Raw genomic sequence first — 21,676 nt, 5'->3', positions numbered from 1 at the left:
TGATGCGGATGGCCCAGCGGCCCGGCCCGGGCGCGGTGCGAGAGGTCCTGAACGGCTCACTTCTGGGCGTGATCGCCCAGGTAGAACAGCAGCCACACGAATCCGGCGAACAAGTGGGTGCCGAAGATGTAGAAGAAGGCGCGCAGGGCGACGCCCTTGCCCTTCCAGGTCTCGTCGTCCGCCGGCTGGGGCTGACTCATGGGGACTCCTCTTCGTCGCGGCCGCAAGTCTAACCGTCGCCTTGTTCCGGTAGGGGTTTTACTTGATGTGCTAGGTTCAAAACTAGAGGTCCTAGGAAGCGGGAGGCAGTCGCATGGTGCGCGCAGGAATCACCGTGGCCCGGCTGGCGGAGGCGGCCGCGGTCATGGCGGACGAGGTCGGCCTGGAGAAGGTCACGGTGTCGGCGCTCGCGCGCCACTTCGGCGTCAAGGACGCCAGCCTGTACTCGCACGTGCGGAACCTGCGCGAGCTGCGCGTACGCATCGCCCTGCTGGCGTCCGAGGAGATGACCGAGCGCATCGCCGCCGCCGTCGCGGGCCGCGCCGGCAAGGAGGCGCTCGTCGCCTTCGCCGACGCCTACCGCGACTACGCCCTCGCCCACCCCGGCCGCTACGCGGCCACGCAGATGCAGCTCGCCCCGGAGGAGGTCGCCGACTCCGTCGGCTTCCGCCGCAGCGTCGAGCTGACGTACGGCATGCTGCGCGCCTACGGCCTGACCGAGCCGGACCTCACCGACGCCGGCCGCCTGCTGCGCAGCACGTTCCACGGCTACGTCCACCTCGAACTCTCGGGCGGCTTCGGGCACTCGCGCCCCGTGGCGGAGTCCTGGACCCGCTCGCTCGACGCCCTCCACCGGCTGCTGGAGAACTGGCCGGGGGACGGCGAGGACGACGCGTCCGCGGGCGCGGCCGGATGAGCCGGCGGCCCAACCACCACCAGGCCTTACCGGGCCTTCGACGGGGAGTCAGTGAGCAAGTGACCCACACGCACGACACGCACGCCGGCACGCACACGCACACCCGCGCGCACACGCCGACCACCGGGACGCTCGACGTCCCCGGCGCCACCCTCCACTACGAGGTCCAGGGGAGCGGACCGCTCCTTCTGCTGATACCCGGCGGCGCGGGCGACGCCGGGATGTACGCGGCCCTCACCGCGGAACTCGCCGACCGCTACACCGTGGTGTCCTACGACCAGCGCTGCATGTCCCGCAGCCGGCTCGACGGCCCGCCGGCCGACCAGGAGCTCCCGGTCTGGAGCGATGACGCCCGCCGGCTGCTCGAACACCTCTCGCCCGAGGGGGAGGCGTTCGTCATGGGCTGCAGCTCCGGTGCCATCACCGCGGTCGACCTGCTGGCCCGGCACCCCGGGCGGGTACGCCGCCTGATCGCGCACGAGCCGCCGCTGCTGGAGCTCTTGGACGACCCCGCCCCGCACCGCGCGCTCTTCGCGGACGTGCGGGACACGGCCCGTTCCGAGGGCGTCGCCGCGGCCATGGCCCGGTTCAGCGAGGGACTCGACGCCGGGCGCGACCGGCAGGACCGGCACGCGGGCAAGGGGGAGCAGCCCGCAGAGCCCGCAGAGCCTGCAGAGCCCGCAGAGCCCGCCGAGCCCGCCGAGCCCGCCGAGCCCGCAGAGCCTGCAGAGCCCGCAGAGTCCGCCGACTCTGCCGAGCCCGCCGAGCCCGCCGAACCGGCCCCGGAGATCCAGGCGATGGCCCACCGGATGTACGCCAACATGCCGGTCTTCCTGGAGCACGTCCTGTGCCCGTTCTCGTCGAGCATCCCGGACCTACCCGCCCTGCGCGCGGTCGCCGGCAAGCTCGTCCTGGCAGTGGGCCGGGACTCGCGCCACCAGCTGCCGCTGTACGGTCCGGCCGTGCGCCTCGCAGACCTGCTGGACTGCGCGCTGGTCGAATTCCCGGGCGGACACCTCGGAGCCGTCGAGGAGCCCCGGGACTTCGCCCGGCGCCTCACGGCACTGCTCGACTGACCACCGTGGGCGGGGTGCGGTTTCCCGCACGGTGCGGGGCGCGGGAAGCCCCACCCGGCCGGGCGGAAACCCCCATACCGGCCCTGAACTGCGGTTCCTAGGTTGGAGGGAGTCCGGGGAAGCTGCCCCGGACGGCCATCCCGCCCCCCTTGGAGGCGCACATGCACCCCGCCCTCTCGTCGGCATCGTCGCTGTCGCAGTGGTCCGTCGCGGCATCGGCGGCGGCAGCGGCACCGTTGCCGGAGCAGCCCGCGGACGGTATCGCCGGCTGGGCCGCCGGCCTCGTGCTGCTGCGCCAGGCGCACCAGGAGTCCCAGGAGCTCCTGACGGAACTGCGGGAGGTGGCCTGGCGGGTCTACCCGGCCGCGCTGGACAGCCTGGGCCTGGAGGAGGCGCTGGGCGGGGTGGCCGCACGCTGTGTGATCCCCGTACGGACCGCGTACGACACCGGCGGCCGCGAGCTGCCCCAACCCCTTGCCACCGCCGCCTACTTCGTGGTCTCGGAGTCCGTGACGAACGCGGCCAAGCACTCCGGGGCCTCGGCCATCGCCGTACGGGTCGTCCGCAGCGGCGCCGTCCTGGCCGTCCGCATCGAGGACGACGGCAAAGGCGGCGCCGACCCCGCCGGCAGCGGGCTCGGCGGCCTGCGCACCCGGGTGGCCGCCCTCGACGGCGCCCTGCACATCGACAGCCCCCCGGGGGGGGACCGACCACCGTGACCGCGGAGCTGCCGTGCGCGTGATGATCGCCGAGGACTCGGCCCTGCTGCGGGAGGGCCTCGTACGGCTGCTCGTCGAGGAAGGACACGAGGTTCCGGCCGCGTTCGGGGACGCGGCGTCGCTGCTGGAGGAGATGCGGGAGCGGCAACCGGACGTCGTCGTGCTGGACATCCGGATGCCGCCGACCCACACCGACGAGGGGCTGCGGGCCGCCCTGGAGATCCGCGAGCGCCGGCCCGGGGTCGGCGTCCTCGTGCTCTCCCAGCACATCGAGCACACGTACGCCGCCCAGCTGCTCGCCGCCGGCGCGGACCGGGTCGGCTACCTGCTCAAGGACCGCGTCGCGCAGGTCGACGAGTTCCTCGACGCCCTGGAGCGGATCCGGGCCGGCGGCGCGGCCATCGACCCCGAGGTGGTGCGCCGCCTGCTGGTCCGCACCACGCACACCGACCCGCTGGCCCGCCTCACGCCGCGCGAACGCAGCGTTCTCGAAGCCCTGGCCGAGGGCCGCACCAACACGGCCATCGCGCATCAGCTCCACATCTCGCTGAGCGCCGTGGAGAAGAACCTCAACGCGGTCTTCGACAAACTGGACCTGAAACAGGGGCCCGACTACAACCGGCGCGTCCTGGCGGTCCTGCGCTACCTGGAGTCGTAGCCGGGCGGCGGCGGCCCCGGCGCGGGAGGGTCAGGAGAGCTTGCCGTTGTAGTCCGGCAGCTTGAAGGTGCGCTCGGCGTGACCGCCGACCAGGTCGCTCTGGTTGTTGCCGATGTTGGCGATGATCGTGTAGCCGCGGGCCTCGATCTCGGCGCGCTTGGCCGTCTTGTACGCGCTGACCTCCTGGAACAGGTCCGGCAGGTCCCGGACGTACAGCCCCGAGACCGGGTAGCCGACCTGCTTGAGGTTGCGCTCGGTGAGGGAGGCGATGATCCCGGGGCGGGCGGTGACGAAGAAGATCGCGACGCCGTGCTCGTTGGCGTACCGGGTCAGGTCGCGGACCTCGGCGATCGCCGGCGTCGGGACGGTCCAGAACCAGTGGAAGTCCGTCTCCAGCGAGGAGTTGTCGATGTCCAGCACGATCGCGGGCTTCTCGCCCGCGGGGGACTGTGCGATGCGCTGCTCGACGTACGGACGGGCCGGGGCCATGACGGCGGCGACGTCGCGCTTCCAGGTGGCGTAGTCGATGCCGAGGAGGGCCGCGTTGCCACCGGGCGCGGACGCGGACGCGGTCGCGGTCGCGGCGGTGGCGGCAGGGGCGGCCTCGGCCGAGGCGGCAGGGCCGAGCAGCAGCACGGCGGTGGCCGCCGCCGTGCCGGTGGCGGCTCCGAGGGTGCGGACGGAGGTGCGGTTGCTGTTGCGGGTGCGGCGGCTGCGCATGTGGGGGCGCTCCTCGTGGCGGGATTTGGCATGTACGCGGCCAGAATCCGCAAGATCACGCCACATGTCTACCGGTCGGTAGGAAATTTCTCGAGGCGCACGGGTGAACGCCGGTCGCCGCCCGACCGCTCAGGTGGCGGCCCACCCCCCGTCCAGCGACAAGGAGCTGCCGGTGACGTGCCCGGTGTGCGGCCCGCACAGCCACAGCGCGGTCGCCGCCACCTCCTCGGGCTCGATCAGCCGCCGGATCGCGGACCGGGTCAGCAGCACGTCCTTCACCACGTCGCCCGGACTGATCCCGTGGGCGGCGGCCTGCTGCCCGATCTGGGCCTCCACCAGCGGGGTGCGGACGTAGCCGGGGCTGATGCAGTTGCTCGTCACCCCGTACGGGGCGCCCTCCAGCGCGGCGACCTTGCTCAGCCCCTCGAGGGCGTGCTTGGCGGCCACGTAGGCCGATTTGTAGGCGCTGGCGCGCAGCCCGTGGACGCTGGAGATGTTCACCACCCGGCCCCAGCCCGACGCGTACATGTGCGGCAGCGTGCGGCGCAGCAGCAGGAACGGCGCGGTGACCATCACCTGCTGGATGAGCGTGAAGCGCTCCACGGGGAAGTCCGTGAGGGGCGCGACGTGTTGCAGCCCGGCGCTGTTGACCAGGACGTCGACGGCGGCGGGCAGCCGATCGGCAGCGGCCGGGTCGGACAGGTCCACGACGTGCGCCTGACCGCCCACGAGGGCGGCCACGGCGTGCGCGGAGTCCGCGTGGACGTCGGCCACGTGGACCTCGGCGCCCGCCTCGGCCAGAGCGACCGCGCAGGCCCGGCCGATGCCGCTGCCACCGCCGGTCACCAGCGCGGTACGTCCCCGCAGAGAAGCAAGTTGGCTATCCATGCCCGAACCCTAGAAAGCCGGGCCCCCCGCGGCCCATGGCGCCGCCCACCACTCTCCGGCCCCGAAAGATGGCCCGCTCCACCACACCCCTCCCCGCGCGGCCGGCCGCCGGGGATATCGGGATCGATCAGAAATCGAGAAGCGCGGTTCACGGAGCCGCCCCTAGCCTTCTCGCCATGGACATCACCACCGCGCCGCTCGCCACAGGCCGTCCTAACTCGCGGCCCTGCCATACCGATTGACCGGCGAACCAGATGTCCGGCACCCACACATCCACAGCGCAAGGAGCAAGACATGAAGGCGCACGTCAGCTCGATCCTCCTCGGCGTCCGGGACATGGACCGGGCCAAGCAGTTCTACACCGAGGGGCTCGGCTGGAAGGTCAAGAGCGACTTCGGCATCTCGGTGTTCTTCGAATCGGACGGCGCCTCGCCCGTCGGCTTCTACAGCCGCGAAGGCCTGGCCGACCAGGTGGGCACGGACGGGGAAGGCAGCGGCTTCAGCGGACTGGTCCTGACCTATGTCGTCCGCAGCGAGACGCGGGTCGACGAGATCATGGCGGAGGCCGAGAAGGCCGGCGCCACGGTGCTCAAGCCGGCCGCCGCTCTGCCGTGGGGCGGGTACGGCGGCACCTTCGCCGACCCGGACGGCTACATCTGGAGTCTCGGCTACAGCGCCCGGGGAGACGACCAGCCCTACGCGGAGTAGCCGCGCTCCTGGTCTCACAGGATCCGCGGTGGAACCGGCAGGACGAACAGGAGGAGATCATGAAGTTTCGGGCCTGCGTCGAGCCCCCCGAGCCCATGCGGGGTCTGGAAGTTCCGTCCGAGGTGGTGGCGGCGCTCGGCGCGGGCGCGCGGCCGCCGGTGACGATCACGGTCAACGGGCATTCCTGGAAGAGCCGGGTCGCCCTCCTGCGCGGCCGCCACCTGCTCGGCCTCAGCAACGCCAACCGGCGGGCCGCGGGTGTTGCGATCGGCGACGAGGTCGACGTCGAGCTGGAGCTCGACACCGAGCCGCGCGTCGTGGTCGAGCCTGCGGACTTCGCCCGGGCCCTGGACGAGGACCCGGACGCCCGCGCCGCCTACGACAACCTGGCGTACAGCCACAGGCGCGAGCACGTGCGCGCCATCGAGAGCGCGAAGAAGCCCGAGACGCGCCGACGGCGTATCGAGAAGGCCATCGCCACCCTGCGGGGCTGACCCCCGGGCGACAGCTTCGGCAGCGCCGCCTCGACGACCGGTGTCGAGTACTCCGCAGGGAGTACGGGGGGTCGCCCCGTGCGGCGGACGACGGGGGCTCGGGCACGGCACTAGCGTGGCCGCATGGCGGAGTGGCGGCGGGAGCGGCACCGGGTGGAGCGGGCCGGCGCGGGCGGCGGGCTGCCGTGGCGGTCCTCCCTGGCCGTGGCCGTGCTCGCACAGGCCGGCAGCGGCTGGGCGCAGCAGCTCCAGCCGGAGCGGGAGCCGCTCGGGGTCCTCGGGCGGGCCCTGCTGCTGCTCGGCCCCGCGCTGCTGCTGCTGCGCCACCGGTACCCGGTGGCCGTGCTGTACGGGGTCTGTGCCGTCACCCTCGCCTACCTCGCGGGCGGTTATCCGTACGGCCCCGTCGTCGTCAGCGTCGCCGTGGCCTGCCTGGCCGCCGTCGGCTCCGGGCACCGCCACGCCGCCTGGGCCGCGGTCGGGGCGCTGTGGGCCGGGCACCTGCTGATCGCGCACCGGCTGTACGCATCGCTGCCGCCGGCCGGGGACGGCCCGCTCCCGTGGAGCGCCGAGGCCGGTGTCACCGCCTGGGCGATCGCCGTGCTGGCCGCCTGCGAGCTGGTGCGCGTACGCCGCGAGCAGTGGGCCCGCGACCGGGCCGAGCGGGCCGCGGCGCAGCGGCGCCGGGCGGACGAGGAGCGGCTGCGGATCGCCCGCGAGCTGCACGACGTACTGGCCCACAGCATCTCCGTCATCAACGTGCAGGCGGGCGTGGGCCTGGCGCTCCTCGACACCGACCCCGAGCAGGCCCGCAGCGCGCTGATCGCGATCAGGGCGGCCGGGAGGGAGGCGCTCGGCGAGGTCCGGCAGGTGCTGGACACCCTGCGCGCCCCCGGCGAGGCGCCCCGGACGCCCGCCCCCGGGCTGGGGCGGCTGCCCGAGCTGGTCGAGCAGGCGGCCGCGGCCGGGCTCACGGTCCGCGTCGAGGGGGAGGAAGCCAGCCGCGGGCTGCCGCCGGGTGCGGACCTCGCCGCCTTCCGGATCCTCCAGGAGGCCCTCACGAACGTCGTGCGCCACTCGGGGGCGCGGACCGCCCGGATCCGCATCGGCCGCCCGCCGGGCCCGTGCACACTGGAACTGCAGGTGGACGACGACGGCCCCGCCACCGGCGGCGACGCGGGCGGCAGCGGAACCGGCCTGACCGGAATGCGGGAGCGGGCCGCGGCCCAGGGCGGCACCGTCACGGCCGGACCCCGCCCGGACGGCGGCTTCCGCGTGCTGGCCCGCCTCCCGCTCCCCGAGCCGGAGCCCGGCCCCGTACCCGCAGCGCCCGGGGAGGAGGACCGGTGATCCGCGTCCTGCTCGCCGACGACCAGCAGCTCGTCCGGGCCGGGTTCCGCGCCCTGCTCGACGCGCAGCCGGACATGGAGGTCGTGGGCGAGGCCGCCGACGGCGCCGAAGCGGTGCGCCGGGCCGGCGAACTGCGCCCGGACGTCGCCCTGATGGACATCCGGATGCCCGTGCGCGACGGCCTGGCCGCCACCCGCGAGATCACCGGCGACCCGGAACTGGCCGCCGTGAAGGTGGTGGTGCTGACCACCTTCGAACTCGACGAGTACGTCTTCGAGGCGATCCGGTCCGGCGCCTCCGGCTTCCTCGTCAAGGACACCGAACCGGACGAACTGCTGCGCGCCGTACGGGCGGTGGTGGCGGGCGACGCGCTGCTGTCGCCCGGGGTGACGCGCCGGCTCATCGCGGAGTTCGCGGCGCGCTCCAAGGCCCCCGGCGCGGCGCAGGGGCTGGAGCGGCTGACCGAGCGGGAGCGGGAGGTGATGGCCCTGGTGGGCATGGGCCTGTCCAACGACGAGATCGCCCGCCGCCTGGTGGTGAGCCCGCTGACCGCGAAGACGCACGTCAGCCGGACCATGGTCAAGCTGGGCGCGCGCGACCGGGCCCAGCTGGTGGTGCTGGCGTACGAATCGGGGCTGGTCCGCCCCGGCTGGCTCGGCTGACCCGCGCCGGCGGCTACTCCCCGAGGGGTACGGGCGGTGCCGCCGCCCGTACGACGACCGGGGCACCCTCCCGGAGCCAGGCTCGGAGGTGACAGGGCAACCACGTCCGAGGAGTTGAACCGAGATGAACACCCTGGCTCACGGCGGGCCCGGCCCGTGGATCCTCTTCTTCCCGCTGGTCTGGGCGGTCGTCGTCATCGGCGTCGTCACGGCCTTGCGCCGCACGGTGTGGCGCGGCGGCCGCGGCCCGCGGGGTCCGTGGGCCGCGTCGGCGCCCGGGGCGGCGCACGGCGAGAACTCGCCGATTGCGATCCTGGGGCGGCGCTTCGCGGCAGGTGAGATGGACGAGGACGAGTACTGGCGGCGTCTGTCCGTGCTGGACGAGCAGTTCGGCCGCCGACGCAAGGGCGACTGACGCGGGCCGGCATCTTCGATCGCCCGCATCCTGAGATGGGAGTCTCATTCGAGCCCGATCGCGGTCGGTTTCCCGCCATCCCCGGCCGTTCCCCCCGGGAGGGGCCGGGGTGCGGGATACCGTCCCGCGATGGATTCGAACATTCAGACAGCTTCCGTACCTGCGACCAGTCGCCGGGGTCTGCTGCGCGCCGCCGTGGCCGGTTCGGCGACCGCGGGCTCCCTGCTCGCGTTCGGCTCCGCCTTCCCGGCCGCCGCCGCCCCGGCCGGCCCGGCCGCCGAGGACACCGGCGACCGGCCCACCACCCCCGAACAGGCGCTGCGCCGACTGGCCGAGGGCAACCGGCGCTGGCGCGCGTACCGCCAGCAGCACCCGAACGAGTCGCCGTCCGTGCGGACCCGGCTCACCCAGGGCCAGCACCCCTTCGCGATCGTGCTCGGCTGCGTGGACTCCCGGGTTCCGCCGGAGCTCGTCTTCGACCAAGGGCTCGGCGACCTGCTGACCGTGCGTTCGGCGGGCGAGGTGCTGGACGAGGCGGTGCTCGGCAGCATCGCGTACGGGGTGCTGGAACTGCACATACCGCTGGTGCTGGTCCTCGGCCACCAGTCCTGCGGAGCGGTGGGCGCCGCGGTCCACGCCGACGAGACCGGGGAGCGGCTGCCCGCGCACATCCAGTACCTCGCCGACCAGATCCGGCCGTCCATCGACCGCGGCGCGGACGGTGAGGCGCGGGTCGCCGCCACGATCGACGCGCACGCCCGGCGGACGCGGGAGCGGCTCGCCGCCGAGGCGGACCTCGCCGGGGCGATCGCGGCCGGCCGCCTGGCGGTCGCCGCCGCCCGCTACGACCTCCGCGACCAGCGCGTCCGCCTCCTGACGCCGTAACCCCACCTCCGGCCCGCGCCGGCCCCGGCCACGTGGGCAGCCGGGGCCGGTCCTCGGACCCCCGTCCCGGGTGTCGGCGGAAGCCTCGATCGGGCCGGGCGTTGGGCGTCGGCGGAGCCGACCGGGCTTTCCGGTGCGCCGCCCCGGACCCCGCGCCTCAAACGCCGGCGGGGCTGGATGTGCCGGACCCGGCTCCGACAACAGGCGGCAACGGCTGCCAGGCACCCTGGGCGCAGCGTGCCCTTCGCAGCCCGGTGGCCGGCGGAGCCGGGTTTCTTGGGGCTCCGCCCCAAACCCCGCGCCTCAAACGCCGGCGGGCCTGGAATATCCAGCCCGCGCGGCGTTTGAGCGCACCGGGCGCGAAGCGCCCGGAACGGGGCCGGGGCGGAGCCCCTGGTTTCGGGAAGGGGCGGGGAGGGGACTGCTCCGCGCAGCGGGAGCCAGGGGCGGGCTGCCGCCCGACGCCCGCCGGACGGAGTCCGGCGCAGCGCCGCGAAGCCCGTAAGGCGCCCCCGGCGCCGCGCGGTGCGAGCGGCGCGTCAAGAGGGCGCGTGGCGGCGGGCTCGTAGGGCCAGGCTCAGGGAGAGGACCGTCTCCGGGTCGTCCAGGTCCGTGCCCAGCAGCTCAGAGATCCGCGCCAGGCGGTTGTACAGGGTCTGGCGGTTCAGGTGCAGCTCGCGCGCGGTCTCGGCCTTGCGGCCCGCATGGGCCAGGTACGTTTCGAGGGTCGGCAGCAGCGGCGGCCGGGACGCGGCGTCGTGGACCCGCAGGGGTCCGATCGCCCGGTCCACGAACGCCGCCAGATCGGGATGCTCCCGCAACCGCCACAGCAGCAGGTCGATGTCGAGCCGCCGCGCGTCGTACCACGGCCGGGCCGGCAGCCCGTGCGCGGCGGTGGCGGTCTCGGCGGCGTGCCGCAGCCCGGCGGAGGCGGCGGCCCAGCTGCCGGCGACGCCGACCACCACGGCCGGCGGGGCGGCGGCCCGGTCCAGTCCGGCCCGTTCCACCCCGGCCCGCAGCGCGGCCGCGACCCGGTCGGCGACGGCGGTCCGCTCGGATTCGGTGCGCAGGGACACCAGCAGCGGCACCCGCCCCTCCACCGGCCGCACCCCGAGCAGCACGGGCACGCCGACCGAGGCCAGCTCCTCCAGTACGGCGCGGGCGAGCACGGCCCAGTTACCCGACGGCCCGAGGTCCGTCGACAGCCGCATCACCACCGGCAGCAGCGGCCCCGCCCCCGGCTTGAAGCCGAGCACCCGCGCCTGCGCCGGTGCGTCCTCGGCGGAGATGCGGCCTTCGGCCAGGTCGGTGAGGAAGTCGCCGCGGCCGCGGGCGGCGAGTTCCTCCTCCTGCCGTGCCTGCATCAACACGACCGCGAGGACGCCGGCCGTCCGCTCGGCCGCCATCCGGTGCACCGGCAGCAGCGGCGCCGAGACCCCGAGCAGCACGAGCCGGGCCCGTACGGAGCCGGTGCCGTGGCCGCCGCCGGGGACGTCGACGACCACCGCGTGCGCGGACGGCTCCGCCTCGCGCTGCCCGCGCAGCCCCTCCCACACCTGGAGCGGGTCGGCAGCGGCCTCGGCGCCCACCGGGCCCGCCCCGTACAGGAGTTGGCCGTCGGGGGTCTCCAGGAACACCGGGTTGGCCGTGAAGTCGGCCAGGATGCGCAGCACCTGGGGGATCCCGCCGCCGCTGAGCAGGGCCTCGGTGCAGCGCCGGTGGACCTCCTCGGCCCGCTGGAGCAGCGCGTAGTGCCCGTTGACGATCTCGGTGTGGACCTCCTCCGTCACCGTGACGAAGGGGACCTCGCGGTGCAGCTGCACCAGCGGCAGGCCGGCCGCCCGCGCGGTTTCGACGAGGGGCGCCGGGAGCCGGGTGAAGCGCGGCCCCAGCTCGACGACCAGGGCGGCGATCCCCCGCTCCGCGAGGCGGCGTACGAAGGCCCGCTGCTCGGCGGGCCGGGTGCCCAGCCCCAGACCGGTGGTCAGCAGCAACTCCCCGCCCTTGAGCAGGGATGCGATGTTCGGCACCTCGCCCGCGTGCACCCAGCGCACGGTGCGGCCCAGCCGGTCGGCGCAGGCGACGACCTCCGGCAGCCCGCTGCGCAGCCCGGGCAGCTCGAGCGCCCGCTGAACGGTGATCCCGCCCTGGTTCTCCATGGCGTGGGACGCTACCGCTCGCGGAGGTTACGGGCACATCACCGGCCGGTCACGGAGCCCGAGTTGCCCCCTTCCGGCCCGACAACTCGTCGGCTCTCCAAGGAGATTATCGGACCGCGTGCCGATTGTGGCGTGCATCACGTACGGGCCACAGTGGCGCCCCTCCCGACAGGAACGAGGTCGTCGCCATGAGCGCAGGCACCACCGGCAGATCCCCCGCCCCGTCCCCCGCCTCCCCGCCCCCGGCCGGGCCCCCGCAGGTCCAGCGGCTCAAGGCCAACTCCGTCGGCCTGGTCGGGGTGGTGTTCATGGCGGTGGCCACCGCCGCACCCATCACTGCCATGACCGGCAACCTCCCGATCGCCGTGGGCTTCGGCAACGGCACCGGCGCCCCGGCCGGATACCTCTTCGCGACCGCCGTCCTGACCGTCTTCGCGGTCGGCTACGTCGCCATGGCCAAGCGGATCACCGCCGCCGGCGCCTTCTACGGGTACATCTCGCACGGCCTCGGCCGGATCGCCGGCATGGCCTCCGGCATGCTCGCGGTCCTCGCGTACGTCGTCTTCGAGGCCTCGATCGTCGGCGTCTTCTCCTACTTCGCCAAGACCACCGTCCACGACCAGCTCGGCGTCGACCTGCCCTGGATCGCCTACGCGGCCGCCATGCTCGCCGTCACCGCCGTCCTCGCCCACTTCGACATCAACCTCACCGCCAAGGCCCTCGGGGTGATGCTCGTCGCGGAGATCGCCGTCCTCTTCGCGGTGGCCACCGCCGTCCTCCTCGCCGGCGGCGGCCCCGACGGGATCCCCCTCGAGCCGGTCAACCCGAAGAACGCCTTCACCGGCACCTCCGCCGGCCTCGGCCTGTTCTTCGCCTTCTGGTCCTGGGTCGGCTTCGAGTCCACGGCCATGTACGGGGAGGAGTCCCGCGAACCCAAGCGCGTCATCCCCCGGGCCACCCTGATCTCCGTCGTCGGCGTCGGCCTCTTCTACATCTACGTCTCCTGGATGACCATCGCCGGCAACGGGCTCGACGAGTCCGTCGCGCTCTCCGCCTCCGCCAGCCCGCTCGACCTGTTCTTCGCCCCGACCAAGACCTTCATCGGCGCCTGGGCCGTCGACGCCTTCCAGTGGCTGCTGCTCACCGGCTCCTTCGCCTGCGGCATGGCCTTCCACCAGTGCGCCGCCCGCTACCTCTACGCCATCGGCCGCGAGGGCTTCCTGCACCCCGCCCTCGGCCGCACGCACCCCCGCCACGGCTCCCCGTACCTCGCCTCCGTCGTGCAGACCGTCATCGCCGTCGGCCTCGTCGCCGGCTTCTGGCTCACCGGCCAGGACCCGTACCTGCACCTCTACACGCTGCTCGCGATCCTCGGCACGATGGCGATCCTGATCGTGCAGACCCTGTGCTCCTTCGCCGTCATCGGCTACTTCCGCAAGAACCACCCCGAGGACCGGCACTGGTTCAGGACCTTCACCGCGCCCCTGCTCGGCGGGATCGGCATGACGGCCGTCGTGGTCCTGCTGGTGCTCAACATGGAGACCGCGGCTGGCGCCGCCGCCGGCTCCCTCTTCTTCAAGCTGATCCCCTGGATCGTCGGCGCGGTCTTCTTCGGCGGCCTGGCCCTCGGCTTCTGGCTCAAGCACAAGGCCCCCGACCGCTACGAGATCATCGGCCGGATCGTCCTGGAGGACTCCGCCGAACGCGAAGGCTCCGCCGCCCCGCCGGCCCCCGCCGCCCCGTCCGACCCGACCGCCGCGCACGTCCGATAGGGAGCCGCCGCCATGGCCCGTACCCCCCTCATGCACGCCCTGCGCCGGCTCGCCGCCGAACACGCCGCCGCCCGCCGGCTGGGCCTGCCCGCCGCCGAGGTCCGCGGCTCCACCCGCCGCGAACTCCTCGGCCGGGCCGCCGCCCTCGGCCTCGGCACCGCACTGGCCCCCTCCGCCGCCGCGTACGCCGCCCCCGCACCCGCCCCCGCGAAGCGGCCCACCGGCCCCGTCCGCGTCGCCGTCGTCGGCGCCGGCATCTCCGGCCTCACCGCAGCCCTCACCCTCCAGGACGCGGGCATCCCCTGCACCCTCTACGAGGCCAACCCCGCCCGCGTCGGCGGCCGCATGTGGACGCAGCGCGACCACTGGGCGTACGGCCAGACCTCCGAGATCGGCGGCGAGCTGATCGACACCAGCCACAAGAAGATCCTGGAGCTGTGCCGCCGCTTCAACCTGCCCACCGAGGACTTCCTCGGCGGCGGCCCCAACGGGGCGGAGGAGGTCCTCTGGTTCAACGGCGGCTACTACTCCCGGACCCAGGCCGACGAGGACTTCAAGGCCGTCTACCAGGCCCTGCACCGCGACCTCCAGGACTCCGGCGAGGTCTCCTGGAACTCCTCCACCCCCGCGGGCACCGCCCTCGACAACATGACCCTGTACGAGTGGATCGAGACCCGCGTCCCCGGCGGCCACGGCTCCCGGCTCGGCCGGTTCATCGACGTGGCCTACGCCGTCGAGTACGGCGCCGACACCCAGGCGCAGTCCGCCCTCGCCCTGGTCCTGCTGATGGGCTACCAGCCCAACCCCGGCAACTTCAACGTCTGGGGCCTGTCCAACGAGCGCTACCACATCACCGGCGGCAACGACCGCCTCCCGAACGCCATCGCCGCCGCCCTGAACCCCGGCACGCTGGTCATGGGCCGCGAGCTGGTCGCCGTGCGCGCCAACGCCGACGGCACCCAGACCCTCACCTTCGACGACTCCGGCGCGGTGCGCACCGTCACCGCCGACCACACCGTGCTGTGCGTGCCCCTGCCGATCCTCCAGCGCCTCGACACCACGGGCGCCGGCTTCGACCCCCTCATGAAGAACCTGCTGCGCGACGCCCGGATGGGCTACTGCACCAAGCTCAACATGCAGTTCAGCGCCCGCCCCTGGCGCGGCACCGGCCCCTGGCCCGGCGTCTCCGCAGGCGACTGCTTCACCGACTCGCCCGTCCAGCAGACCTGGGACACCACCAAGGTCCAGCCCGGCAGCGGCGGCATCCTGCTCCAGTACGGCGGCGGCTCCCTCGCCGGGGCGCTCACCCCGGGCAGCCCCTTCGCCACCGAGGCCGACCCGTACGTACGCGACCTCGCCGGCCGCGTGCTGAGCGGCGTCGACGCCTTCTTCCCCGGCACCAAGGCCGTCTGGACCGGACGGGCCCAGCTCTCCGCCTGGCACCGCAACCCGTACTCCCTGGGCGCCTACTCGTACTGGCCCACCGGCTACCTGCACCGCTACGCCAAGTACGAGGGCACCGCGCAGGGCAACGTCCACATCGGCGGCGAGCACTGCAGCTACGACTTCCAGGGCTTCATGGAGGGCGGGGCCACCGAGGGCGAGCGGGCGGCGCGGGAGGTGATCGCCGCCCTGGCCTGAGCTACAGCGGCTTGATGTTGTGGTTGAAGCGGAAGACGTTGTCCGGGTCGTACTCCCGCTTCACCCCGGCCAGGCGCCGGTAGTTGCCGGCGCCCACGCCGGCCGCCACCCGCTCCGCGCCCTCGTCGCCGATGAAGTTGAGGTACGTCGCGCCGGTGCTCCACGGAGCGACCCCGGCGCGTACGTCCCGGACCCACTCCCGGCACCGCCCGTCGTCCGCCGGGTCCTCCCAGATCCCGAAGGGGTGCACCGCCCACGCCGCGTCCCGGTGGGCCAGCGGCCAGTCGCCCGCGCCCTCGGCGATGGCGCCGCCCTGCGGCCACACCAGGTGCTGGGTGCCCGTAGGGACCGGCATCGACTCGCCCAGCGCGCAGAACGCGTCCACGAAGGCGTCCGGAACGCCGGTGAGGAACTCCGCCGACCAGTAGTTCCGCATCCCGGGCGGGTCGTCCAGCATGCACTGCAGGTCGGCGTACGGGATCGGCGTGACGATCTCCGCCTCGTGCGGGACCGCCAGCAGCGGCTCCGCCAGCTTGCGCAGCCGGTCCTCCGGTCCGGGGCACACCAGCAGCGCGCCGCACAGCCGTTGGCCCACCAGGTGCTCCGGCAGGAACTCCTCCGGCGGGCCGGTGAGGTAGAGCGCGGCTCCGCCCGTCTCGGCCGGGCCCGTCTCGATGACCTCGCGGTACGTGGCGACCAGCTGGGGCCCGTACTCCGGCAGGCAGAACACCATGGCGATGGCCAGGGCCGGCAGCTCGTGCAGGCGCAGGGTCAGCGCCGTCGCGATGCCGAAGTTCCCGCCGCCGCCGTGCAGCGCCCAGAACAGCTCGGGGCGCTCCTCGGCCGTGGCCTCCGCGACCGTGCCGTCGGCGGTGACCAGCTCGACGCCCAGCAGGTTGTCGGAGGCCAGCCCGAAGGCGCGCGACAGCCAGCCGTCGCCGCCGCCCAGGACGAAGCCGCCCACGCCCGTGGTGGAGACCCGGCCGCCCGGGGTGGCCAGTCCGTAGGCCTGGCAGGCGCGGTCCAGGTGGCCCATGGTGGCCCCGCCCCCCAGCCGTACCGCCTTGGCGGCCGGGTGGACGGTCACCTCCTGCATCCGGCGCAGGTCCACCACCACCCCGCCGTCGTTGAGCGCCATCCCGGCGACGCTGTGGCCGCCGCCGCGCACCGCGACCGGCAGGTCCAGGTCCCGGGCGAACCGCACCGCGGTGACCACGTCCGCGACGCTGTCGCACTGCGCGATGACGGCCGGCCTGCGGTCGATCATGGCGTTGAAGACGGTCCGGGCCTCGTCGTACCCCGGGTCGCCGGGGGCGAAGACCTCGCCTGCCAGGTCCTCGCGGAGCGCGGTCAGGGCCGCGCCCGCCTTCGAGAGGGGCGCCATGACGACCCCCCCTTCCGGGAGAGGGCAGAAGACCCTTCCAGCGTAGGCGCGCTCTGCCTGCCCAGCGCGCCGTCGCGGCGGCGCCGCCGCGCCGCCGTCCGGGCGGCGGCCGGGCGCCGGCCGGTCAGCCCCCGTACGCCCCGCTCGCGGTCAGCCGCAGGGCCGTGTCGATCAGGGGGACGTGGCTGAACGCCTGCGGGAAGTTGCCCACCTGCCGCTTGAGCCGCGGGTCCCACTCCTCCGCCAGCAGCCCCAGGTCGTTGCGCAGCGACAGCAGCTTCTCGAAGAGGTGGCGCGCCTCGTCGACACGGCCGATCATCGCCAGGTCGTCCGCCATCCAGAACGAGCAGGCGAGGAACGCGCCCTCGTCGCCCTCGAGGCCGTCCACACCGGCCTCCTCGCCCGCCGTCGGGTAGCGCAGGATGAAGCCGTCCGGGGTGGACAGCTCGCGCTGGATCGCCTCGATCGTGCCGATGACCCGCTTGTCGTCCGGCGGCAGGAAGCCCATCTGCGGGATCAGCAGCAGGGAGGCGTCCAGTTCCTTCGACCCGTACGACTGGGTGAAGGTGTTGCGCTCCTTGTCGTAGCCCTTCTCGCACACGTCCTGGTGGATCTCGTCGCGCAGCTCGCGCCACCGCTCCAGAGGGCCCTCGGCGTCCCCGCTCTCGACCAGCTTGATCGTGCGGTCCACCGCCACCCACGCCATCACCTTCGAGTGCACGAAGTGCCGCCGCGGGCCGCGTACCTCCCAGATGCCCTCGTCCGGCTGGTCCCAGTGGCCCTCCAGGTAGCGGATCAGCTTCAGCTGCAGGTCGGACGCGTAGTCGTTGCGGGCCAGGCCGGTCATGTGGCCCAGGTGCAGGGCCTCGGTGACCTCGCCGTACACGTCCAGCTGGAGCTGGTGCGCGGCCCCGTTGCCGACCCGGACCGGGCGGGAGTTCTCGTAGCCGGGCAGCCAGTCGAGCTCGGTCTCGCCGAGCTCCCGCTCGCCGGCGATCCCGTACATGATCTGGAGGTTGTCGGGGTCGCCGGCCACCGCCCGCAGCAGCCACTCGCGCCACGCCTGGGCCTCCTCGCGGTAGCCGGTGCGCAGCAGCGAGGAGAGGGTGATGGCCGCGTCGCGCAGCCAGGTGTAGCGGTAGTCCCAGTTCCGGACGCCGCCGATCTCCTCCGGCAGGGAGGTGGTGGGTGCGGCGACGATGCCGCCGGTGGGCCCGTACGTCAGCGCCTTGAGGGTGATCAGGGAGCGGATCACGGCTTCCCGGTAGGGGCCGTGGTACGTGCAGTGGTCGACCCACTCGCGCCAGAACGCCGTGGTCGCGGTCAGGGCCCCCTCGGCGTCCGGGGTCTCCGGTGCGCCCTTGTGGGAGGCCTGCCAGCTGATGCAGAAGGCGATCCGGTCGCCCTGCCCGACCGTGAAGTCCGAGTACGTCGTCAGGTCCTGCCCGTACGTCGGCGCGTCGCTGTCGAGCCACACCGAGTCCGGGCCGGCGACGGCGACGGTGCGCGCGTCCACCTTGCGCACCCACGGCACGACGCGCCCGTAGCTGAACCGCATGCGCAGCGCCGACTGCACCTGGACCCGCCCGCTGACGCCCTCCACGATGCGGACCAGCTGGGGAGCGTGGTCCTCGCGGGGCGGCATGAAGTCGATGACGCGGACGGTGCCGTCGGGGGTGTCCCACTCGGATTCCAGCACGAGCGTGTCGCCCTGGTAGCGGCGGCGGTCGGCGGGCGGCGCCTGCGTCCCCTCGGGGAAGGCCGGGCCGATGCGCCAGAATCCGTGCTCCTCGGTGCCCAGCAGGCCGGCGAAGACGGCATGCGAGTCGAAACGCGGCAGACACAGCCAGTCCACCGATCCGTCCCGGCAGACCAGGGCGGCGGTCTGCGTGTCTCCGATCAGTGCGTAATCCTCGATGCGCCCGGACACGTTGCTTCTCCAGTCGAACGGCCACGTCCGCCCCGAAGGGCGCTTGCATTGCGCGGTTGCGCGGTCTTCCGTGTGTGGATCCCCCGCACTGAGCTCATGATTCCGGATGCGGCCGGGTTACGCCGTCTGCCGGACTGCTCGGCGGCGATGTGGAGCGATATCCGAGCAGGATATGACGGCACCCTAGTGATCTCCTGAAGTCTCGGGACAATGGCGCTGGGCCGAACGGGTGAGGATGGCGCCGACCGGCCACGACCTGGCCGGGACCTGCTGTACGGGGGCCGGTAGCAGCCCGTCAGGCGGCCGTCGCGGGGCGTGCCCGCAGGCGTGCCCGGAGGCGGAGCGGCCCGGGCGCTGATAGGCTGGTACCCCGTGGACCGGTGGTCTGCCTGTGCGAATCAGGCACCCCGAAACCGCAGCTTCGGCGCCCCCTGAGACCCTCCGGTTCGACGGTGGCCGGCGCCGGACGCACCTCACTTCGCGACCACGGGAGCCCCCTCTTGGCGATGCCGCCCAAATCCATGACGACCAAGCACATCTTCGTCACCGGGGGTGTCGCTTCGTCCCTCGGCAAGGGCCTCACGGCCTCCAGCCTGGGTGCGCTGCTCAAGGCGCGCGGCCTGCGGGTCACGATGCAGAAGCTCGACCCGTACCTGAACGTCGACCCCGGCACGATGAACCCGTTCCAGCACGGCGAGGTCTTCGTCACCAACGACGGCGCCGAGACGGACCTGGACATCGGCCACTACGAGCGCTTCCTCGACGTCGACCTCGACGGCTCGGCCAACGTCACCACCGGCCAGGTCTACTCGACGGTCATCGCCAAGGAGCGCCGCGGGGAGTACCTCGGTGACACCGTGCAGGTCATCCCGCACATCACCAACGAGATCAAGCACCGCATCCGCCGCATGGCGACCGAGGACGTCGACGTCGTCATCACCGAGGTCGGCGGCACGGTCGGCGACATCGAGTCGCTGCCGTTCCTGGAGACCGTCCGCCAGGTCCGCCACGAGGTCGGCCGCGACAACGTCTTCGTCGTGCACATCTCGCTGCTGCCCTACATCGGCCCCTCCGGCGAGCTGAAGACCAAGCCGACCCAGCACTCCGTCGCCGCGCTGCGCAACATCGGCATCCAGCCCGACGCGATCGTGCTGCGCGCCGACCGCGACGTCCCCACCTCCATCAAGCGCAAGATCTCGCTGATGTGCGACGTGGACGAGGCCGCCGTCGTCGCCGCGATCGACGCCAAGTCGATCTACGACATCCCGAAGGTGCTGCACACCGAGGGTCTCGACGCGTACGTCGTGCGCAAGCTCGACCTGCCGTTCCGCGACGTGGACTGGACCGTGTGGGAGGACCTGCTCGACCGGGTCCACAACCCCGACCACGAGGTCAAGGTCGCGCTCGTCGGCAAGTACATCGACCTGCCCGACGCCTACCTGTCGGTGACCGAGGCGCTGCGCGCCGGCGGCTTCGCCAACAAGGCCCGCGTCCAGATCAAGTGGGTCACCTCCGACGACTGCAAGACCCCGGCCGGCGCTGCCGCGGTCCTCGGTGACGTGGACGCGATCTGCGTGCCCGGCGGCTTCGGCGACCGCGGCGTCAACGGCAAGGTCGGCGCGATCACCTACGCCCGCGAGAACAAGATCCCGCTGCTGGGCCTGTGCCTGGGCCTGCAGTGCGTGGTCATCGAGGCCGCGCGCAACCTGGCGGGCATCGAGGGTGCGAACTCCACCGAGTTCGACGCCTCCACCCCGCACCCGGTCATCTCGACCATGGAGGAGCAGCTCGCCTTCGTCGAGGGCGCGGGCGACCTGGGCGGCACGATGCGTCTGGGCATGTACACGGCCAAGCTGGCCGAGGGCTCGATCGTGCGCGAGGTCTACGGCGACGCGTACGTCGACGAGCGCCACCGCCACCGCTACGAGGTGAACAACGCCTACCGCGGCGAGCTCGAGAAGAAGGCCGGCATCGTCTTCTCCGGCACCTCCCCGGACAACAAGCTCGTCGAGTACGTCGAGTACCCGCGCGAGGTGCACCCGTACCTGGTGGCCACCCAGGCCCACCCGGAGCTCCGCTCCCGCCCGACCCGCCCGCACCCGCTGTTCGCGGGCCTGGTGAAGGCGGCCGTGGAGCGCCAGCAGTCCGCCAAGTGAGCTGCTGACCGCATACGGTGGACGGCCGGGGCGAGGAACACCTCGCCCCGGCCGTTTCGTCGTCGTAGTCGTGTAGTGGAAAGGCACCGGGCATGGCCATGGGCATCGCAGACACCGCCGAGTCGTGGGAGACCGTCGACTCCCGGACCCCGTTCCAGGGGGCGAAGACGTCCGTCAGCTCGGACCGGGTGCGGATGCCGGACGGCTCGCTGGCCACCCGCGACTACCAGGTGCACCCCGGCTCCGTGTGCGTGGTGGCGCTGGACGCCGACGGGGCGGTGCTGGTGCTGCGGCAGTACCGGCACCCGGTGCGGCACAGGCTGTGGGAGCTGCCGGCGGGGCTGCTGGACGTGCCGGGGGAGAACCCGCTGCACGCGGCGCAGCGGGAGCTGTACGAGGAGGCGCACGTCAAGGCGGAGACCTGGAACGTGCTGGTGGACTTCTTCGCCTCCCCGGGCGGCTCCGACGAGGCGGTCCGCGTCTTCCTGGCGCGGGACCTCTCGGAGGCGGAGGGCGAGCGGTACGCCGGGGAGGGCGAGGAGGCCGACATGGAACTGGCCCGCGTCCCCCTGGCCGACCTGGTACGGGGCGTCCTGGAGGGCCGCTTCGGCAACGCCGCCCTCGCCACCGGCGTCCTGGCCCTGGCCACGGCCCTCGCCGCCCCCGGCGGCCTCACCGCCCTCCGCCCGGCCGACGCCGCCTGGCCGGCCCGCCCGTACCGCCCCTGACTCCACCCGCCGCACGCCGGCTCGCGGCGCGGGCCTGCACGCCCGGCCCAGCCTGCCGACGGGGCCGCCCCCGCCGGGGCGGAGGCCGACGGGGGCGGGGCCGGGGCCGGATCCCGGGTGCCGCTTCGCGGGGTCGTGCCCCACCCCGCCCTTCCCCCGTTCCCCGGGCCTGCGCCCCGGACCCCGGTCCGGTCCGCGGGGCGCGGTTCCCCGGGGCTCCGCCCCGGACCCCGCCCCGCCCGCAGGACGGCGCGCCCGGGCTTTGCCCGCCGCGCAGCGGGCGGGTCGGGGCGCGGGCCTTGCCCGCCGCGCAGCGGTCGGGCCCGGGGTCCGGGGCGGTGCCCCGGGGACCGGGGGGGGGGTGGGGGGGGGCATGGCTCCGCGCCGCGGCGGCCCCCGGCCCGCGCCGCGCTCC

Annotated in this window: 19 protein-coding genes and 1 pseudogene; 14 read left to right on the top strand and 6 right to left on the bottom strand. The window is 73.7% G+C overall.

Annotated features, from left to right (window positions below; genetic code table 11):
• Positions 1–56 precede the first annotated feature (56 nt).
• The gene (locus ABZ924_RS14730) at positions 57–200 is read right to left on the bottom strand and encodes a DUF6126 family protein (RefSeq protein WP_361908392.1); all 144 of its coding nucleotides are present in this window, start codon (positions 198–200) and stop codon (positions 57–59) included.
• A 113-nt stretch (positions 201–313) separates the two neighbouring features.
• On the opposite strand from ABZ924_RS14730, the gene ABZ924_RS14725 reads away from it, so the two are divergent.
• The 4 genes and pseudogenes from ABZ924_RS14725 (at position 314) to ABZ924_RS14710 (ending at position 3,369) form a co-directional block, all read left to right on the top strand.
• Complete coding sequence (locus ABZ924_RS14725) at positions 314–916, top strand: WHG domain-containing protein (protein WP_361908389.1); 603 nt, start codon at positions 314–316, stop codon at positions 914–916.
• 59 nt (positions 917–975) lie between these two features.
• Positions 976–1,992, top strand: a complete 1,017-nt coding sequence (locus ABZ924_RS14720) for an alpha/beta hydrolase (RefSeq protein WP_361908387.1) — start codon at positions 976–978, stop codon at positions 1,990–1,992.
• 287 nt (positions 1,993–2,279) lie between these two features.
• Positions 2,280–2,734 (top strand): annotated as a pseudogene (locus tag ABZ924_RS14715) (ATP-binding protein); the annotation flags it as partial.
• Positions 2,734–3,369, top strand: coding sequence for a response regulator transcription factor (locus ABZ924_RS14710; RefSeq protein ID WP_361908565.1), 636 nt, complete (start codon positions 2,734–2,736; stop codon positions 3,367–3,369). The pseudogene ABZ924_RS14715 and the gene ABZ924_RS14710, both read left to right, overlap by 1 nt.
• A gap of 30 nt (positions 3,370–3,399) precedes the next feature.
• Here ABZ924_RS14710 and ABZ924_RS14705 read toward each other — a convergent pair whose 3' ends face one another.
• Together ABZ924_RS14705 and ABZ924_RS14700 are read right to left on the bottom strand one after the other, a co-directional pair.
• Entirely contained in the window at positions 3,400–4,089 is a 690-nt protein-coding gene (locus ABZ924_RS14705; protein ID WP_361908384.1) for an HAD family acid phosphatase, read from the bottom strand.
• Between the two features lie 129 nt (positions 4,090–4,218).
• Positions 4,219–4,977, bottom strand: a complete 759-nt coding sequence (locus tag ABZ924_RS14700; RefSeq protein ID WP_361908381.1) for a 3-hydroxybutyrate dehydrogenase — start codon at positions 4,975–4,977, stop codon at positions 4,219–4,221.
• Between the two features lie 294 nt (positions 4,978–5,271).
• Between ABZ924_RS14700 and ABZ924_RS14695 the strand changes: the two genes are divergently transcribed.
• The 6 genes from ABZ924_RS14695 (at position 5,272) to ABZ924_RS14670 (ending at position 9,491) form a co-directional block, all read left to right on the top strand.
• Positions 5,272–5,685 carry a VOC family protein gene (locus ABZ924_RS14695; RefSeq protein ID WP_361908378.1) on the top strand — a complete coding sequence of 138 codons (414 nt, stop codon included), beginning with the start codon at positions 5,272–5,274 and terminating at the stop codon, positions 5,683–5,685.
• Between the two features lie 59 nt (positions 5,686–5,744).
• The gene (locus tag ABZ924_RS14690; protein WP_361908376.1) at positions 5,745–6,179 is read left to right on the top strand and encodes a YdeI/OmpD-associated family protein; all 435 of its coding nucleotides are present in this window, start codon (positions 5,745–5,747) and stop codon (positions 6,177–6,179) included.
• A gap of 123 nt (positions 6,180–6,302) precedes the next feature.
• Positions 6,303–7,529 carry a sensor histidine kinase gene (locus tag ABZ924_RS14685; protein ID WP_361908373.1) on the top strand — a complete coding sequence of 409 codons (1,227 nt, stop codon included), beginning with the start codon at positions 6,303–6,305 and terminating at the stop codon, positions 7,527–7,529.
• Positions 7,526–8,191: a response regulator transcription factor gene (locus tag ABZ924_RS14680; RefSeq protein WP_361908370.1), complete on the top strand. Its 666-nt coding sequence runs from the start codon at positions 7,526–7,528 to the stop codon at positions 8,189–8,191. Before ABZ924_RS14685 ends, ABZ924_RS14680 begins: the two co-directional genes overlap by 4 nt.
• Before the next feature lie 124 nt (positions 8,192–8,315).
• Complete coding sequence (locus ABZ924_RS14675; protein ID WP_361908368.1) at positions 8,316–8,606, top strand: SHOCT domain-containing protein; 291 nt, start codon at positions 8,316–8,318, stop codon at positions 8,604–8,606.
• 129 nt (positions 8,607–8,735) lie between these two features.
• A complete protein-coding gene (locus ABZ924_RS14670; RefSeq protein ID WP_361908365.1) occupies positions 8,736–9,491 on the top strand; it encodes a carbonic anhydrase in 756 nt (251 codons plus the stop codon).
• A gap of 539 nt (positions 9,492–10,030) precedes the next feature.
• Here the strand turns inward: ABZ924_RS14670 and ABZ924_RS14665 are convergent.
• Positions 10,031–11,650 carry a PucR family transcriptional regulator gene (locus ABZ924_RS14665; protein WP_361908362.1) on the bottom strand — a complete coding sequence of 540 codons (1,620 nt, stop codon included), beginning with the start codon at positions 11,648–11,650 and terminating at the stop codon, positions 10,031–10,033.
• Positions 11,651–11,958: 308 nt separating this feature from the next.
• Between ABZ924_RS14665 and ABZ924_RS14660 the strand changes: the two genes are divergently transcribed.
• Both ABZ924_RS14660 and ABZ924_RS14655 read left to right on the top strand, forming a co-directional pair.
• A complete protein-coding gene (locus tag ABZ924_RS14660; protein WP_361908563.1) occupies positions 11,959–13,422 on the top strand; it encodes an APC family permease in 1,464 nt (487 codons plus the stop codon).
• A 12-nt stretch (positions 13,423–13,434) separates the two neighbouring features.
• The gene (locus ABZ924_RS14655) at positions 13,435–15,063 is read left to right on the top strand and encodes an NAD(P)/FAD-dependent oxidoreductase (protein ID WP_361908359.1); all 1,629 of its coding nucleotides are present in this window, start codon (positions 13,435–13,437) and stop codon (positions 15,061–15,063) included.
• A gap of 1 nt (position 15,064) precedes the next feature.
• Here ABZ924_RS14655 and ABZ924_RS14650 read toward each other — a convergent pair whose 3' ends face one another.
• Both ABZ924_RS14650 and ABZ924_RS14645 read right to left on the bottom strand, forming a co-directional pair.
• On the bottom strand, positions 15,065–16,447 hold the full coding sequence (locus tag ABZ924_RS14650; RefSeq protein WP_361908357.1) for an FAD-binding oxidoreductase: 1,383 nt from the start codon (positions 16,445–16,447) through the stop codon (positions 15,065–15,067).
• A 124-nt stretch (positions 16,448–16,571) separates the two neighbouring features.
• Positions 16,572–18,377 (bottom strand): glycoside hydrolase family 15 protein, encoded by a 1,806-nt coding sequence (locus ABZ924_RS14645; RefSeq protein WP_361908354.1) that lies wholly within the window; start codon positions 18,375–18,377, stop codon positions 16,572–16,574.
• A gap of 506 nt (positions 18,378–18,883) precedes the next feature.
• Here ABZ924_RS14645 and ABZ924_RS14640 point away from each other — a divergent pair.
• Both ABZ924_RS14640 and ABZ924_RS14635 read left to right on the top strand, forming a co-directional pair.
• Complete coding sequence (locus ABZ924_RS14640; protein ID WP_361908351.1) at positions 18,884–20,533, top strand: CTP synthase; 1,650 nt, start codon at positions 18,884–18,886, stop codon at positions 20,531–20,533.
• A 98-nt stretch (positions 20,534–20,631) separates the two neighbouring features.
• A complete protein-coding gene (locus ABZ924_RS14635) occupies positions 20,632–21,261 on the top strand; it encodes an NUDIX hydrolase (protein WP_361908560.1) in 630 nt (209 codons plus the stop codon).
• The last annotated feature ends 415 nt before the right edge of the window (positions 21,262–21,676 follow it).

It is taken from the genome of Streptomyces sp. NPDC046876 (genome assembly GCF_040645035.1).
Lineage (GTDB): Bacteria > Actinomycetota > Actinomycetes > Streptomycetales > Streptomycetaceae > Streptomyces.
This window is presented reverse-complemented; position numbering and strand designations above follow the sequence as displayed.